The following is a 14,362-nucleotide window of genomic DNA, read 5'->3' as shown; positions in this document are numbered from 1 at the left end:
GGCCATCTGCGCTTTTTGCATTCGGCACCCTTCACCGCTCACCAATCGCGAATCACCAGTCGCTTTCCCGCCGCATGCTTCCCCGCGCGGACCTGTGCTACTCTCACAAACCGTCAGTTCTTGCCGAGGAATTTCATGCCCCGACCCAAAATTCTCTCTACCCGGCCCTTGTTCGAGACGGCCCGCCGGATTCTGGATGCCACCTGCGACGTGGAATACTGGACCCCGCCCGAGCGCATCAGCCGCGAAGAGCTGCTGCGCCGGGTGCACGACAAAGAGGGGCTGGTGTGCCTGCTGACAGAGCGCGTCAACGACGAACTGCTGGCCGCCGCGCCCAAGCTGTGCATCGCCGCCAACGTCGCCGTGGGCTTCGACAACATCGACGTGCCGGCGTGCACGCGCCGCGGCGTCGCCGCCACCAACACCCCCGGGGTGCTCGACGAAACCACCGCCGATTTCGCCTGGACCCTGCTGATGGCCGTGGCCCGGCGCATCGGCGAAGGCGAGCAGCTCGCGCGCTCCGGAAACTGGAAGGGCTGGGATCTCGACCAGCTCTGCGGCACCGACGTGTGGGGCAAGACGCTGGGCATTCTGGGCTTCGGGCGCATCGGCCGCGCGGTGGCCCGCCGTGCCGCGGGCTTCCAGATGAAAGTGCTCTACCACGACGCGATGCGCGCGCCGCAAGGGGCGGAACGCGAGCTGCATGTGGAATACCGCGACTTCAACGCGCTGCTCGCCGAGAGCGATTTCCTGAGCGTGCATGTGCCGCTGCTTGCGGAGACGCACGGCCTGCTCAGCGGGCCGCAGTTCGCGCGCATGAAGCCCACCGCGTTCCTCATCAACACCTCGCGCGGGCCGGTGATAGACGAGGCCGCGCTGGTGCACGCCCTCGAGACCGGCAAGATCGCCGGAGCGGCCCTGGACGTCTACGAGAACGAACCGTTCATTCTTCCCGGCCTGAAGCGCCCGAACACCGTGCTCGCGCCGCATCTGGCTTCGGCCTCCCTCGAGACGCGCACCAAGATGGCCTGCATGGCCGCGGAGAACGTCGTGGCCAGACTCACTGGCAAGCGCCCGCCGAACCTCCTGAATCCGGAGGTGCTGCAAGCGCGCTAATGGCGCCCTCCCCATGGCGGATCTGAAACAGCTCGCCCGCCGCATTTTCCGGGACACCCTCGCGGCCATCGACATCCCGGAAACGATGCGCCGCAAGATGCAGCGTGAAGACACCCGCATACGCTGCGGCAGCGCCGTCGTGGACCTGCGCGAGTTCCGTGCGCTGCAGGTGATCGCCTACGGGAAAGCCTCGCATGCCTTGGCCGAGGGGTTGGCCGGCGTCCTCGGCCCGGAGTTTCCTTTCGCGGGGATCGTCTCGGCGCCAACCGCGCCGCAGCGGCCGCTCGCCGGTCTGCGCTATTTCACGGGCGGGCATCCGCTGCCCAACGAAGCCAGCCTGGCGGCGGCGCAGGAGATTCTCGCGCGGGTTACGGGCTGCGAGGAACGCACGCTGCTGATCTTCCTGCTTTCGGGCGGCGGCTCGGCGCTGGTGGAGCAACTGCTCATGCCCGGGGCGGCGCTCGCGGACGTGCAGGCGCTGCACCAGGCCCTGGTCACCTGCGGCGCGCCGATTGACGCCATGAATGCGGTGCGCAAGCACTTCTCCGCCGTAAAAGGCGGGCGCCTGGCGGCGGCCGCGCCGCGCGCCACGAAGCTCGCCTACGGGGTCAGCGACGTGCCGCCCGGCCGCGAATCGGCGCTGGCTTCCGGGCCCACGATCCCCGATCCGACCACTTGCGCGGATGCCGAGCGCGTTCTGGCAGATTACGCACTGCGGGAAAAGCTGCCCCCGCGCATACAGGAATGGCTGGCGCGGAATCCGCTGGTCGAAACACCCAAACCGGGCGACCCGGCCTTCGCGCGCTCGCACTTCACGCTGCTGCTGGGCATGGACGACTTGTTTCACTCCGCGCAGGCCGCGGCGGAAGCGGCGGGCTGCGTCGTGCGCTGCGACAATTCGACCGACGATTGGCCGGTGCGCGATGCCGTGGACCATCTCCTGGCGCAACTCGAAAACTTGCGCGCCGCGCATCCCGGACGGCGCGTGGCGCTCGTCGCCGACGGCGAAGTGAGTTCGCCGGTGACGGGCGGCGGAACCGGCGGGCGCAATGCGGCCTTCGTCCTGGCCTGCGTGGAGAAACTTGCCGGGCGGAGCGTCGCGGTGCTCAGCGCCGGCACGGACGGGATCGACGGCAACAGCTCCGCGGCGGGCGCGGTGGCCGATGGCCAGACGCTGGCGCGGGCGCGCGCGGCTCGCCTGGACCCCGAAGACGCCTTCCGGCGCAGCGATTCGGGCACGTTTTTCTCGCAGCTCGGCGACGCCCTCGTCACCGGCCCCACCGGCAACAACCTCCGCGACCTGCGCATCCTGCTCGCGGATTGACGGGAGGCGGAATTCCGGCTACTGCTTCGCCGGCGGCAGGCGCGACTCGATGGTTTTTAGCCGCTCGTTCATCTCCCCGAGCGTGCGCTCCAGCTTTTCGAGCCGCTGCAACACGGCCTTGGCATCGCCCGCGGCAGTTTCTTCTTTTCCAGCTCCGCCCTTTTCGCCTTCCGGCTTCTTCAGCCGGGCAATCTGTTCCTCGATCATGGGCGCGAAGGCGATGCTGAGGTCGTCGCTCTTGAGCAGGGCTTCCAGCGCCGGGATCGCTTCCGCGTCGCCGCGTTCGCCGAGGGCGAAGACGGCGTGGAAGCGCACGGAGAAATACGGCTCCCGCAGATAGCCGATGAGCGTGCGGGTGATATCGTGGTTGCTCTTCTGCAGGCGGCCCAGGCTGCTCATGGCGGCCTGGCGCGTCCCGAAGGGTTTGCCCGGCGCGGACCACTCCAGCAGAACGGGCACGGCCTTCTCGTCGCCGAGCGAGCCGTAAGCGCGGAGTGCGGCCTGGCGCAGGAAATCATCGGGGGAGTCGCCCGCGACGGCGGCCGTGAGCAGGGCGTAGGCGCCCGGCGTCTTCAGGCGGCCGAGGGCCTGCAAGGCCGCGGCGCGCGCGCGGAAAGAGTGGTCGTCGCGAGCGATGGCTTCCAGCTTCGCGACGACGGCGGTGTCCTCTTTGATTTTGCCGAGGGCGGAGACGATCCGGCTGCGCACCCAGGGTTCCGGAGTTTTTTCCAGAGCGGCGAGGAGCAACTTGGCGGCGGCCGGACCGCCAATTTCGCTGAGCGATTCCGCAGCCGTGGCACGCACACCCCAGGCGCGATCCGCCTGCAGCGCTGCACCGAGCGCGGCAACGACCGCGTCGTCATTCTTGATCTTCGCCAAGGCCAGGGCCGCATCGGCGCGGTCGGCCAGTTCGGCGGCGTTCTTGAGCTGGTAGATCCACTCCTTGGTTTCCTTGTGGAACTCCGCGCTCTTGAGGATCTTTCCGCCCTTGTCGAAGAGCACCAGGAGCGGCGCGCCATCGGCTGCGAAGGTAAAGGTTTCCGTTTCTTTCGCAACGGTAATGGGAAAACTCTTCGCGCCGGAGGCGGTGGTGATTTCCACTTCCACCGGAACGCGGAACAGGCCCACGCGGCCTTCGGGCTTCTGCGTCTGCTTGACCTCCAGACGTACTTGCTTCTTCGCCGCGTCGTAGTTGTAGCGCAGATCGAACTGCGGAGCGCCCGCGCCATAAACCCACTGCTCCAAGAACTGGTCGATGTTGTCGGAGGTAGCTTCCTCAATGGCCCGCGCGAAATCCGCGGTGACCACGTTTTTCCCGCGATTGGCTTCCAAGTAGTGCTGCATGCCGCGGAAGAAGGCTTCCTCGCCGATCTGCTGGCGAAGCATGTACAGAACCCAGCCGCCTTTGCCGTAGGCATTGCCGTCAAATTCGCTGGAATCGCTGAAGTCGTAGCGCACGATGGGCTTGGTGAAAAGGTCCGGCTGGGAAAACCATCCGCGGGCATTGTTCCAGCGCTCGTAGTCGGCCTGCTCCTTGCCGTAATGGGATTCGATCCACAGATATTCGAAAAAGGTGGCGAAGCCTTCGTTGAGCCAGACGTTGCCCCAGTCCTTGCAGGTGACCAGGTCGCCGAACCACTGGTGGGCGAGCTCGTGAGAGATCAGATTGTCCTCGTTGGTGATGTATTCCACCGCAAGTTTCGGATGCACCAGGGAGGAGCTGGTGTTGGTCGTGGCGCTGGAGTTTTCCATGCCCCCGGCGACGAAATCGTCCACCATGGCCTGCGCGTATTTCTCCCAGGGATAGTCCACGCCGAGTTTTTTGGTGAACAGGTCCAGCATCGCGGGCGTGCGGGAATAATTGACGGCGAGGCGCTCGCCCTGGCCACGCGGCGCATAGTAGGTGACCGGCTTGCCGTGCCAGGCATCCTTCACTTCGTCGAGCTCCCCGGCGACCAGGGTGATCAGATACGTCGAGCTGGGCACCAACTCCACCCAGCGCCAGGACTTCTGGCCCTTGCCTGCGTCGCGCACGCTCACCAGCTTGCCGTTGGAAACGGTGAGCCAGTCTCCCGGCACGGTGACGATCATTTCCGTGGTCAGCCGGTCGTTGGGGTAGTCGTAGGTCGGCAGGTAATAGCGGGTGTCCTCGCTTTCCCCCTGGGTCCAGATCTGTTTGGGGCGGTGGGGATAGTTCTTGTCGGGGAGGATGAAGTAGAGGCCCTTCTTGGGCTGGCCTTCATAGCGGATCTCGACCGTGAATTTATCCCCGGCATGCGCGGGCGCGGGAAGCGGCACGAGGAGCTGGTCCGCGGTGGATTCAAATTTGGCCTTTTCCCCGTTTACGGTGACGCTCCGAATCGTCAAGCCCACGGAGTCGAAGGCCAGGCGCGCGATGCCTTCGCGGAGGATGGCCAGCGTGTGGGTCACATCGCCAAGGACTTTGCGCGCGCTGAGATCGAACTGGAGCGCGATCTTGGAATGCTGCAGGTCGTAGTCGCGGCTGCGCGCATAGGGCTGATCGCCGCGCGCGGAAAGCGCCGCGGCGCAGACCAGGAGCAGCAGCGCCACGAGATGCCGCGCGGCCGGCAAGCGCAGGGGGCGGATAGAACTGTGTGCAGATGTCATTCGGGATTGCTCCTGTGAATCGAATGTCCGGCCTTCTCGAGGGCCTCGATGGCTGATTGCAGATGCGGGTCGGAGACCAGCAGGTAATCGGTGTCAAACGTGGACACCACAAAAATGCTGATTCCCGCGGCGGCCAGCGGAATGCACAGTGCCGCGAGAATGCCGCTGATCGAAAACGCCAGCTTCCCCTGCACGCGAAGCAGGCGGCGGCCGCGCTCGGAGTGGACGTGCGCGGGAACCTGCGCTTCCTCGCAAAGGATGGAAAGCTCCTCCGCGGTGCGCGTGACGCAAACAAAAGAGCCTTTCCAGGCCCAGGCGGGGACCTCCGCCCTGGGGGCCAGCCGGGCGATGGCGAAGCGCCCGGGAAGCAGCGCCAGCTTCAGGACTTTTTTCATGGTGTGCGCACCTAGAGCAGGCCCCGCGACAGCCCGCCATCCACGGCAATGGACGTGCCGTTGATGTAGCTGGCCCGCTCGGAGGCGAGAAAGGCGACCAGCGCCGCGAACTCCTCGGGGCGGCCGAGACGTCCCGCGGGAATCTGTTTGCTCCAATCGGCGAAGACGTCCTCGGGCGCGCTGCCGCTGCGCGAGGAAAGAGTTCCCGCCAAATCGTCGAGACGCTCGGTGCGCGTGTAGCCGGGGCAGACGTTGTTGACGGTGATGCCGTGCGCCGCATATTCGTTGGCCAGGGTGCGCGCCAGTCCGGCCACCGCGGCGCGCAGCGAATTGGAGAGCAGCAGGCCGTCCACGGGCTGCTTGACCGCCACTGAAGTGATGGTGAGGAAGCGGCCCCAGCGATTCTTCCGCATGCGCGGCAGAACTTCCCGGGCGAAGGAAACGGCGCTCATCAGCAGGAGATCCGTGGCGGCGCGCCAGTCTTGGACGGTGGTTTCACTGAAGAGTTTAGACGGCGGACCCCCGGAATTGGTTATGCAGATATCCACGCGGGCGAAGCGCTGTTCGACGGCGGCGACAAAGCCGGCCACCGCCGCTGGGTCAGTGACGTCGAGCGCCTGCCAGAAGACGTCGCGGCCGGTGGCGGCGCGAATGGCGGCTGCGGCTTGTTCGAGGTCGCGCGCGGTGCGCGCGCAGATGGCCACTTCCGCGCCTTCGCGGGCCAGTTCCTCAGCCACGGCGCGGCCCAGCCCCTTGCTGGCGGCCGCCACGATGGCCACGCGGCCGCGAAGTCCCAGGTCCATTGCAATTCCCCCTCTGCAGTAAAGTTGGATATCGTCTCGCGAATGGCGTGGGCGCGTCAACGGGGCGGAAAAAACGGTAGTTTCCGATAACCCGACTACACGTCTACTATTGTGTTTGCGGAGGCCTTTTATCGTTGTGCTCGCGCTTAAGTTCAATGGCTTTGAACAGCCAGAGCAAATCTCCGACCGACTTAATTGGGACGGTCGGCTCAATGCCAAGCTCCTCAAGTTCCATCTGCAACTGCACTGTATCCAAGGAATCCAAAGCCGACGACAATTCCATATCCTCGGTCAACTTACCTGATTTGATTCGAGCGAGCACAGTATCGCGCAAGCCTATGTAGAAGGGATCCTTCATACGGGATTGAATCTCACGCAGCATCGTTTCATTCTTAACGCGCTAATGAGTGTATCACCCCCGCGTTTTGCTCTGTCAATTTGACTTAAGTCCTGATAACCGCCGGGTTATCGGGAGTTTGCCGACCAAATGGCGACAGCCACTCGCAACTGGCGTATCCTTCGTAGCATGATTTCGTCGAAGGCGTTTCTCCTCATGGCTGTACTCTGTGTCGGCCTGGCTTGTATCCTTGTTGTGGGCTGTGGCGACCGTCGTGAGTTGTTCTATCCCGCTTTTGCCGATGCAGACAAAGACGGGGCAATTACTCGCGGATGGATACCAGATTATCTGCCGGAGAGTTCTCGGGCCATTCATTCGGTTCAAGAAGTCTCGCCATCAAAGGAATGGTGTGCTTTTGAGTTTCTTCCTACTGATTCGCAAAGCCTTCGAAAGAACCTCAAGAGTGTTGATGCGCTACCGCCGTCGGTGAGGCGCGTGCCAAGCCCTGGTGTGTCGTGGTGGCCAGCCTTGCTTAAGGGGAATCTTGACGTAGAGAAGATTCACAGGGCGGGGTTCGAACTTTACGTCGTTGAAACGCCCGCGGATTCTGTCTCCACGTGGGTAGACCTTTTTGCAATTGACTGGGCAGAGGGACGCGGATTCTTCTACGGGACAAGAGAATAGGGCCCGACCCTGTCGCCTAAGTCCTGATTAACGCGGTAATCAAAAACTGATCCACTACCGAAAGAGCCGCCGGCGCGAAGCGGGGCGCGAAAATCGGTTTGCCTGGGGCGCGGCGCGGCACTAAGATGCGAACTATCCCATCCACGGAGGCTTCCATGCGGCAGACGATCTGGCTCACCGGGGTTCTGCTTTTCTGTGCCGCTCTTCCGGCACATGCGCAACTGGGCAAGAGCGTGCCCATCAAGGCCGGCACGCCGGAGGACCGGGCCCTCAGCGAAATCAATGCGGCGACCGACCCCGCGAAAAAACTCGCGCTGATCGATCAATTCGCGGCGCAGCTGGGCCAAGGCGATATGGCCATTGTGGCCGACGACCTCTACGTCAACTACTACCTCGCGGTGAAGAACTACGAAAAGGCCTTCGAATACGGCGAAAAGCTCTGGGCGTTGGACCCGGACAATTTCGCAAACGGCGTGAACCTGGTGCGCGCGGCGCAGGAAAAGGGAGATCTGGAGAAGCTTTTTCTCTACGGGGAAAAAGCCGGCGCCATCCTGCAGCGCTTCAAGGCCCGGCCGGCGCCGGAAGGCATGAGCGCAAAGGCCTGGGAGGAAGAACAGACCCAGGTGCTAGCGGATCAGCGGGACAACCGCAACTACGTCGAGCAACTGCTGTTCCTTGGCGCCTATCACCTTCCCGGCGCGGCGGAGCGCGCGGGTTACCTGCTGCGGTTCGCCGCGGCGTTTCCGGATTCGGGGTCCGCGGTGCAAGCGCAGGAGGTCGCGGCCACGGCCTATCAGCAGGCGCAGAACTATCCGCGCATGATCGCGGTGGCGAACAAACTGCTGGAGAAGGAGCCCAACGACCGCGCCATGCTGATTCTCCTGGCGGATTACTACAGCGAGAAGGGCGAGCATCTCGATCGGGCGGAGGCCAGCGCGGCGAAAGCGATCGCGCTGATCGGGACGGCGAAAAAGCCCGAGGGCCTCACGGACGAACAATGGGCGCAGCAGGCGGCGCTCGAAAAAGGGCTGGCGCTGAGCGCTTTGGGGCAAGTGAACATCGTGAACAAGAAGAATGCGCAGGCCGTCGAGAACCTGAAGGCCGCGGCGCCGCTCCTGAAGGCCAACCCGGCGACTTACGGGCGCAATCAGTACCGGCTGGGATTCGCGCTGCTGAATCTCCAGCGCATTCCCGAGGCGAAAGCCGCGCTGACCGAGGCCGCATCCATGCCGAATCCCTATCAGGCGCTGGCGCAGGAGAAGCTGAAATCCGTGGCGGCGGCGAAACCTGTGCGGAAGAAGCACTGAAATCCCGGCGGAACGAAAGAATTGTCCGCGGCATCCAATTGGGCGCCGCGAGACGCATGGCGCGTTTTGCGCCCGTGCGGGGAGAAGGAAAATGACGGAGACGGCGACGTTTGCAGCGGGATGTTTCTGGGGGATCGAGGCGGCCTTGCGCCGCGTTCCCGGGGTATTGGACGCGGAGGCGGGCTACGCGGGCGGGCGCACCGAGAACCCTACCTATCAGGACGTGTGCACCGGCGAAACCGGGCACGCCGAAGTGGTGCGCGTGACGTTCGACCCGGCGCAGATCCGCTACGAGCGGCTGCTCGACGTTTTCTGGGAGATCCACGATCCGACGCAGCGCAACCGCCAGGGGCCGGACTTCGGCACGCAGTACCGTTCTGCGATCTTTTTCCATTCCCCGGAGCAGGAAGCCGCCGCGAAGAAATCCAAGGCGGCGCTGGAGGCCAGCGGCAAGCTGGCGCGGCCGATCGCTACGGAGATCACCCTGGCCGGGCCCTTTTACCGCGCCGAGGAGTATCATCAGCGCTACCTGGAAAAGCGCGGAGCGGCCAGCTGCCATTTTTAGAAAAGATTCACGACCGGCGGAGAGAGCCGCAGAGTCTCTCCCTTCGACCGGAGAATTTTTCTTCTCTCAGACTTTCGGACTCTTGGACTCTTCAAGCTTTTGACTTTGGTATTTGGCTGCGTGCGTAGTTTGCTTCGCGGCGATGCCTGCGGGGCGCGCCTGGCTGCGCAACCGGCGAAATGGCGGAGAGGGTGGGATTCGAACCCACGGTAGGATTTCTCCTACACACGCTTTCCAAGCGTGCTCCTTAAACCGCTCGGACACCTCTCCACTGGCCTTGCGAACCGTACAAGATTAGCAGAACTCGCCGCGGGCGCGAAATCGGCAGCGGCAGGCGATCCTCTGTTTGTGTGACCGCAAAGCGGTCAACTGTCTGCGTGACCGCGAAGCGGTCAACCCAGCTATCTCCCGAAAAGTCCGGCACTCTCGTCTCCGCCTGCTTACTTCCCGGCTGCCTCTCTCTCCCCCATTGTGCGAACGGCGCAGGCCTCTGCTAAACTTCTGGGCGCGGCTCCGGGGTGGTGCAATTGGCAGCACACCAGACTTTGAATCTGGGTATCCTGGTTCGAGTCCAGGCCCCGGAGCCAGATCGTTTTCCGGCCGCCGGAGAGCCACGACAGTGATCCTTTATGCCTGATCTCACACCCGAACTCCTGGTCTTTGGCTTTCTCTGGTATATCGCTTTTCTCTTTTCCACCACCTGCCACGAAGCCGCCCACGCGCTGGCGGCCAAGCTGGGCGGGGACGAAACGGCCGCGCTCGGCGGCCAGGTCACGCTGAATCCCCTGCCGCACATCCGGCGCGAGCTGTTCGGCATGGTACTTGTCCCCATCCTGTCGTATCTCTTTTCCGGCTCGATGATCGGCTGGGCCAGTGCGCCCTTCGACCCCAACTGGCAGCGGCGGCACCCCCACCGCGCGGCGTGGATGGCCCTGGCGGGCCCCGGCGCCAATTTCTCGCTGATGCTGCTCTCGGGGATCTGTCTGCGCCTGGGGGTGGCCCACCATTGGTTTCATGGCGCCGTTTCCTCGGGCGGGCCGGGGCTTCCGGGGACCATACTGGGCATTTTCTTCTCGCTGAATCTCCTTCTCGGCACTTTCAATCTCCTGCCCTTTCCTCCGCTCGACGGCAGCTCCGCGCTAATGCTCCTTCTGCCGGAAAGCAAGGCGCTGCGCTATCTCGACTGGCTCCGCGAGAACAATTTCGCCATGCTGGGGCTGGTGGTGGCCTTTTTCTTCTTTGGGCGCGTTTACGACTACATCTACGCGTTCGCCTTGTATGTCCTCTATTACGGCCTGCATTAGAGGGCTGCGCTGCCCAGCTGCCGTTTCGGGATTTGCCCGCGGGTTCGCGCAGTTTTGGAGCGCGGTGCCCCACGATGGCGCAGGCGTCCCATTCATGCACAGTGAGGCCTCTTAATCCTCAGATAACACATATAGAATCAAGACGTTAGCTTTCGCCGCCTGGTCCTTCGCCTGCATCCGGTCACCCCGGAGGCAATGCATGCTTTTGACGGAGAAGTACCCCGCGTTCGGTCTTTATCGCGTGGAAGTTTCCGGCTGGGACATGGACGAGATGTTCTTTGTCGAAAAGGCCGAGATCGCATGGGATGAGGAGACGGGCAAGCGCGTCAAGCTGCGCCGGCCGCTGCGCAAGGGATCGGTCGTCTTCGTGCGCCTGCTCCAGACCACTTCGGTCGAGCGCGCCTATCCGATGGCCTATGAAGTAGATCCCCTGCAAGCCGAGCCGAACGGCTACTGCGAATACCGGCTCCGCCAGGTGCAAAAGCGCAGCAAGCCGATGGGCAAGAACATCCACTGAGAAGGCCAGGCAGTAAACCTGCGGACTAAACCAGCACGGCCTGCCGGGAGCGGGGTAGCGGGGAATCATTTGGGAGTTCGCGCCAAAACGGCACAGTGAACCGTTTTGAATTTTGTTCTGCGCCAGTTTTTGCCTCTGCTTCCGGCCTCATTTCCTTTCCCCGCGTACGATCCCTTCCCTTCTATACCTCTAAGCTATGTGAATCGAAGTCCTTGGCCGCAATTTCCGGCCGAGGACCGCACCCGCGGGATGCTCACGGAGAAACCGCGACAGATTGGCCAGGTTGGCACAGTCCTTGCCTATGGAATGTCCATGGGAAACGCCGTCCAAAAAGTTGCGGCACCCGCCACCGCTGCAACGGTTCTCACTCCATGCATCCTGGATGACGACCCGGCGCAGCTGGATCTCCTTTCCGCGCTGGTCACGCAATGCGGATACGATCCCGTCACTACATCGGATCCCCAGGAAGCTCTGGAACTGATCCGCCACGGGCGCTGCCGCTTGATTCTCGCCGACGTGCAGATGCCGAGCATGGACGGCTTCGCTTTTCTGGAGCAGGCCCTGGGCATCGACCCGGGGGTGCACGTGGTGCTGACCACCGGCGGCTATTCTCTGGAATCAGCCGTGGATGCCATCCGTCGCGGGGCCTACGATTTTCTGCCCAAGCCCATCGACTACAACCGATTGCGCCGCACCCTCGACGAAGTGTCCGTACTCTACGACCAGCGCCGGCGGGTGCGCGAACTCGAAGAACAGCTCCTGAAAGACCACGAGTTCCACGGCATCGTGGGCAAGAGTCCGGCCATGCTGGAGGTCTTCGACCTGGCGCGCAAAGTAGCGCGGCATTACACCAATGTGCTGCTGATCGGGGCCACGGGAACGGGCAAGGAGCTGGTGGCGCGCGCCATCCACCAACTGAGCCCGGTGGCGCAGCAGCGCATGGCGGTGTGCAATTGTTCGGCCATGGTGGACACGCTCCTGGAAAGCCAGCTCTTCGGCCACTTGCGGGGAGCCTTTACGGGCGCCACGGAGACCCGCCCGGGCCTGTTCGAATACGCCAACGGCGGCACGGTGTTCCTGGACGAGGTCGGGGAAACCTCCCTGCCCATGCAGGCCAAGCTGCTGCGCGTGATTCAGAACCGCGAGATCCAGCGCGTCGGCTCGCCCGAAGTGCGCCAGGTGAACGTGCGCCTCATCGCCGCCACCAACCGCGACCTGCGCGCCGAAGTGCTCGCCGGACGCTTCCGCGAGGACCTCTACTACCGCCTGAGCTCCATCCAGATTCGCATCCCCTCGCTCAGCGCGCGCCTCGAGGACATCCCCTTGCTGATCCAGTATTTCCTGAAAAAATATAACGAGGCCTACGGCAAGCAGATCGCCGGCCTGACCCGCCGCGCGCAGACCGTCTTGTTGCAATATGCCTGGCCGGGCAATGTCCGCGAGCTGGAAAATGTCATCTCCAGTGCCTGCATCACCTCCGCGAGCGAATTCATCGACATCGCCGATTTGCCCGAACATCTGCAGAAGCCCGATCCGCAGGTCGCCGACCGCGATGCCTGGCGCCCGCTGTCCCTCGACGAAGTCCGCCGCCTGCACATCCAGCGCGTTCTGGACATGTGCCAGGGCAACCGCCTGCGCGCCGCACAAATTCTGGGCATCGGCCGCACCAGCCTGTACCGCTACCTGAAGCGCGACGCCAAGGACAACGCCAGCGGCAAATCCGGCGGCGCCGCCGCCTAAACTCCGCCGCGCTTCGCCGCGCGGCCTCGGCGGGAGATTTACGCAGCTCCAAGAATAGTTTTTCTGCGGGGAGTCACATCTGTCTGGCCTTGCGTTTTGTGCCACTCCGGCACAAATTCCCGACTTAGCCCAGCGCCCTTCGGCTGCACATCCCTATCCCACTGCAAGCACAGGGTTTACTTGCGCGCAGACTGGCATCCGCGGTGCACAAGCAATGGGCAACGGGGGATCGATTCCTGAAGGAAATGTTTTGGGGGACCGATTCTAGTACGTAAAACAAAGCAGCGGCAAGGATCCGGCGATCGAAGCAACGCTCTATTTCGAGAAGAACTTCTCCGCAGCCAAACGACCGGCTGGGGAGATCGCCGCTGGTCTTCGCCGCAGCAAATTCCTGCCACGACCACTCCAGTAACTCACAACCAGCCCGCCAGAATCCTCAACAGCACCGCGCAACGATTCCCTAAGCGTTGCGCGGGGCTCCTCCCTCGAAAGATGCGGCTCGTGGCTCGTAACTCGCGGCTTTCGAGCGTCCCCACGGGCCCAGCCATGCCAGACTGGGCCGGTCTCGCTGGAGCGCTTTTTCGTGTTTCCGCAAGAAGGCGCGCTGCGCCGGGCGCCGCTATTTGCTGCCGTAGTTGCCGTTGCTGGCCACAATGGACGGGACGCTGACGGTATTGTCCATGCGCACGAGCATGCCGGTCTGCGCCGGCAGTTCGACTTCCTTGCCCTTGCGCGCCACGATGTAGACCGCGCTGCCAGCCATGCCGAGGCCGAAACCGCGCAAGGCGTGGCTGAAGACCAGGCCGATGAGCGTGCCGCCGCCCGTGCCGATGGCGCCAGCGGTGATATCGCCCTTCACGTCGTGCTTAGCCTCGACGACCTGCCCTTCCTCGATGCGCACGTCCTTGCGCTTCTTGCCGTTGGACTGCCCATGCGGCTGCTCGATGGCCAGCAGGCTCATCTGCACGGGAACGAGCCGGCTGTCTATCTCCAGCGTGCGGAAGGTGAGGTTGAAATAGGCCTGCCCGCGAAAGAGGGAAAAGCGCCGGGCCTTGTTCACCGTGCCGATGACGCCCTGGATGCGCGCACCGGCGGGAATCAGCATCTGCGCGCCCAGATAGACGGGCTCGGCCACGACGGCCACGAAGGGGTCACCATCGCGGGCCGTGGCGGTGTTGATGCTGTTGAGCAGGGTAAGATGCACCTGTGTGCCCTGCAGCACCTGATGCGGCTGAGCCAGAGATGCGGGCACCGCGGCGAAAGACAGGCTCGCGGCAAGAACAAGAGACAATACTGCTTTCATGAGAATCCTCCTGCCTGCACGGTGCGTGCAGGTCGGCCTCGTATCGGGAGGCAACTCCGGAGCTGGCTCCGGAGGTTTTCCGCTGGCGCCGCGGACCCCGTGCCCTGTTGCGGCAGGACACCGGGCGGACGGGGAGGAATCCGTCCACGAAAAGTGTACCGCAAGCGCGGGAAAACGCACCAGGCAATTCGCAGAGGTGTGCCGCGAGTGTCAGCAGCGCTCCATTGCGGAAGAAAAACGGAGATGCGGCTTTTCGCGGATCGCGCCGGCTTGCGCCGGTTCGCGAAGCCTGTGCTAGACTCAGGCATGCAGTCGCGTGCTGCGCGACTGCCGGAGCGT

At 63.6% G+C, this 14,362-nt stretch carries 13 protein-coding genes and 2 tRNA genes; 9 read left to right on the top strand and 6 right to left on the bottom strand.

The window, feature by feature from the left end; translation table 11 throughout:
- Positions 1-135: 135 nt before the first annotated feature.
- Both LAN61_07500 and LAN61_07495 read left to right on the top strand, forming a co-directional pair.
- Positions 136-1,116: a D-glycerate dehydrogenase gene (locus LAN61_07500; protein ID MBZ5540349.1), complete on the top strand. Its 981-nt coding sequence runs from the start codon at positions 136-138 to the stop codon at positions 1,114-1,116.
- Between the two features lie 13 nt (positions 1,117-1,129).
- Positions 1,130-2,440, top strand: a complete 1,311-nt coding sequence (locus LAN61_07495; GenBank protein ID MBZ5540348.1) for a DUF4147 domain-containing protein — start codon at positions 1,130-1,132, stop codon at positions 2,438-2,440.
- An 18-nt stretch (positions 2,441-2,458) separates the two neighbouring features.
- Here LAN61_07495 and LAN61_07490 read toward each other — a convergent pair whose 3' ends face one another.
- The 4 genes from LAN61_07490 to LAN61_07475 all read right to left on the bottom strand — a co-directional run bounded on the left by LAN61_07490 (position 2,459) and on the right by LAN61_07475 (position 6,648).
- Positions 2,459-5,068 carry a HEAT repeat domain-containing protein gene (locus LAN61_07490; GenBank protein MBZ5540347.1) on the bottom strand — a complete coding sequence of 870 codons (2,610 nt, stop codon included), beginning with the start codon at positions 5,066-5,068 and terminating at the stop codon, positions 2,459-2,461.
- A complete protein-coding gene (locus tag LAN61_07485) occupies positions 5,065-5,463 on the bottom strand; it encodes an ACT domain-containing protein (GenBank protein ID MBZ5540346.1) in 399 nt (132 codons plus the stop codon). Before LAN61_07485 ends, LAN61_07490 begins: the two co-directional genes overlap by 4 nt.
- Before the next feature lie 11 nt (positions 5,464-5,474).
- The gene (locus LAN61_07480) at positions 5,475-6,266 is read right to left on the bottom strand and encodes an SDR family oxidoreductase (GenBank protein MBZ5540345.1); all 792 of its coding nucleotides are present in this window, start codon (positions 6,264-6,266) and stop codon (positions 5,475-5,477) included.
- Between the two features lie 106 nt (positions 6,267-6,372).
- Entirely contained in the window at positions 6,373-6,648 is a 276-nt protein-coding gene (locus tag LAN61_07475; GenBank protein MBZ5540344.1) for a hypothetical protein, read from the bottom strand.
- Between the two features lie 105 nt (positions 6,649-6,753).
- Between LAN61_07475 and LAN61_07470 the strand changes: the two genes are divergently transcribed.
- From LAN61_07470 to msrA, 3 genes are all read left to right on the top strand, one after another.
- On the top strand, positions 6,754-7,287 hold the full coding sequence (locus LAN61_07470; protein MBZ5540343.1) for a hypothetical protein: 534 nt from the start codon (positions 6,754-6,756) through the stop codon (positions 7,285-7,287).
- 155 nt (positions 7,288-7,442) lie between these two features.
- On the top strand, positions 7,443-8,594 hold the full coding sequence (locus LAN61_07465) for a hypothetical protein (protein ID MBZ5540342.1): 1,152 nt from the start codon (positions 7,443-7,445) through the stop codon (positions 8,592-8,594).
- 91 nt (positions 8,595-8,685) lie between these two features.
- The gene (msrA, locus tag LAN61_07460) at positions 8,686-9,159 is read left to right on the top strand and encodes a peptide-methionine (S)-S-oxide reductase MsrA (GenBank protein MBZ5540341.1); all 474 of its coding nucleotides are present in this window, start codon (positions 8,686-8,688) and stop codon (positions 9,157-9,159) included.
- Between the two features lie 180 nt (positions 9,160-9,339).
- Here msrA and LAN61_07455 read toward each other — a convergent pair.
- Positions 9,340-9,429 (bottom strand) — tRNA-Ser (locus tag LAN61_07455).
- A 242-nt stretch (positions 9,430-9,671) separates the two neighbouring features.
- Here LAN61_07455 and LAN61_07450 point away from each other — a divergent pair.
- From LAN61_07450 to LAN61_07435, 4 genes are all read left to right on the top strand, one after another.
- Positions 9,672-9,746: transfer RNA gene (locus LAN61_07450), tRNA-Gln, on the top strand.
- Between the two features lie 42 nt (positions 9,747-9,788).
- Entirely contained in the window at positions 9,789-10,463 is a 675-nt protein-coding gene (locus tag LAN61_07445; GenBank protein ID MBZ5540340.1) for a site-2 protease family protein, read from the top strand.
- 199 nt (positions 10,464-10,662) lie between these two features.
- Complete coding sequence (locus LAN61_07440; GenBank protein MBZ5540339.1) at positions 10,663-10,980, top strand: hypothetical protein; 318 nt, start codon at positions 10,663-10,665, stop codon at positions 10,978-10,980.
- Between the two features lie 312 nt (positions 10,981-11,292).
- Entirely contained in the window at positions 11,293-12,720 is a 1,428-nt protein-coding gene (locus LAN61_07435) for a sigma-54 dependent transcriptional regulator (GenBank protein MBZ5540338.1), read from the top strand.
- 619 nt (positions 12,721-13,339) lie between these two features.
- On the opposite strand, the gene LAN61_07430 is transcribed toward LAN61_07435, so the two are convergent.
- Entirely contained in the window at positions 13,340-14,023 is a 684-nt protein-coding gene (locus LAN61_07430) for a hypothetical protein (GenBank protein ID MBZ5540337.1), read from the bottom strand.
- Positions 14,024-14,362: the final 339 nt, after the last annotated feature.

The sequence above is a fragment of the Terriglobia bacterium genome (assembly GCA_020072785.1).
Lineage (GTDB): Bacteria > Acidobacteriota > Terriglobia > Acidiferrales > UBA7541 > Acidiferrum.
This window is presented reverse-complemented; position numbering and strand designations above follow the sequence as displayed.

What these genes read in the sequence shown, in the direction of transcription:
- LAN61_07440 (MBZ5540339.1), top strand. Translation starts at nt 10,663, where the DNA reads ATGCTTTTGACGGAGAAGTACCCCGCGTTCGGTCTTTATCGCGTGGAA.
- LAN61_07480 (MBZ5540345.1), bottom strand. Translation starts at nt 6,266, where the DNA reads ATGGACCTGGGACTTCGCGGCCGCGTGGCCATCGTGGCGGCCGCCAGC.
- LAN61_07475 (MBZ5540344.1), bottom strand. Translation starts at nt 6,648, where the DNA reads ATGCTGCGTGAGATTCAATCCCGTATGAAGGATCCCTTCTACATAGGC.
- LAN61_07435 (MBZ5540338.1), top strand. Translation starts at nt 11,293, where the DNA reads ATGGGAAACGCCGTCCAAAAAGTTGCGGCACCCGCCACCGCTGCAACG.
- LAN61_07490 (MBZ5540347.1), bottom strand. Translation starts at nt 5,068, where the DNA reads ATGACATCTGCACACAGTTCTATCCGCCCCCTGCGCTTGCCGGCCGCG.
- LAN61_07495 (MBZ5540348.1), top strand. Translation starts at nt 1,130, where the DNA reads ATGGCGGATCTGAAACAGCTCGCCCGCCGCATTTTCCGGGACACCCTC.
- LAN61_07500 (MBZ5540349.1), top strand. Translation starts at nt 136, where the DNA reads ATGCCCCGACCCAAAATTCTCTCTACCCGGCCCTTGTTCGAGACGGCC.
- LAN61_07430 (MBZ5540337.1), bottom strand. Translation starts at nt 14,023, where the DNA reads ATGAAAGCAGTATTGTCTCTTGTTCTTGCCGCGAGCCTGTCTTTCGCC.
- LAN61_07470 (MBZ5540343.1), top strand. Translation starts at nt 6,754, where the DNA reads ATGGCGACAGCCACTCGCAACTGGCGTATCCTTCGTAGCATGATTTCG.
- LAN61_07465 (MBZ5540342.1), top strand. Translation starts at nt 7,443, where the DNA reads ATGCGGCAGACGATCTGGCTCACCGGGGTTCTGCTTTTCTGTGCCGCT.
- LAN61_07445 (MBZ5540340.1), top strand. Translation starts at nt 9,789, where the DNA reads ATGCCTGATCTCACACCCGAACTCCTGGTCTTTGGCTTTCTCTGGTAT.
- LAN61_07485 (MBZ5540346.1), bottom strand. Translation starts at nt 5,463, where the DNA reads ATGAAAAAAGTCCTGAAGCTGGCGCTGCTTCCCGGGCGCTTCGCCATC.
- msrA (MBZ5540341.1), top strand. Translation starts at nt 8,686, where the DNA reads ATGACGGAGACGGCGACGTTTGCAGCGGGATGTTTCTGGGGGATCGAG.